Source organism: Bacillus sp. LR--39, from assembly GCF_053613335.1.
In genome coordinates, this window is record NZ_JBSIOT010001141.1 from 1 (window position 1) to 620 (window position 620).

1 protein-coding gene and 1 pseudogene are annotated in these 620 nt (G+C 41.8%); one reads left to right on the plus strand and one right to left on the minus strand.

All coding sequences use genetic code 11. The features are described from left to right. On the plus strand, positions 1-441 hold a 441-nt coding region (locus tag ACWHAR_RS28965), incomplete at its 5' end, for a DUF2711 family protein (RefSeq protein WP_452088687.1). A gap of 38 nt (positions 442-479) precedes the next feature. Here the strand turns inward: ACWHAR_RS28965 and glxA are convergent. Further along, a pseudogene (gene glxA, locus ACWHAR_RS28970) lies at positions 480-620 on the minus strand (glyoxalase GlxA); the annotation flags it as partial.

Genomic DNA, 620 nt, shown 5'->3' on the forward strand with positions numbered 1-620 from the left:
GAGCTGGCGCTGGCTTTAATGACGTCGATAGGCGCTTTAAGGGACGAGTTCGCGAGAGAGGATTTGGCTGAGGTGTTACATGAAAACATAAATGGAGACCTCTATTATCCCAGTGAGGATCATATTTCAAATTTTCATATTCCGAGTTTGGTAAAGGTATTAGGTGCGAACGGATCCAATCGGTTTTATTACGCAGAACCGATTGTGGAAAACCGCGGCGTTTTGGACATAACTGAGGCCAACTTGCGGACGGTTCTTGATGAAGCCGCAGCAGAGCTCGTTTTGACTGATGAGAAAATGGACTTTGTGTTTATGAGTGTATATGACTCATTCATTAATGTCTTCTTAGCAAAAGATAAAAACATCAATGACCTGGTTCAGCGTATGGGCTGGGAAGCTATGATTTGCGATGAGTCAACGTATATCAGTTGGTATAGATAAAAAAAGAACGTACATCACAAAATGTACGTTCTTTATTTTTATCGCTGAAAGAACTCAATCCACTCACCGTCAGGGCCTTCGATATAGAAATAACGGTATCCGTTTGGAAGTGTTGTGATCTCCTCGTCGATAAATTTCGCGTTCATTTTTTCCGCTTTTGTATATTCAGCCACGATGTC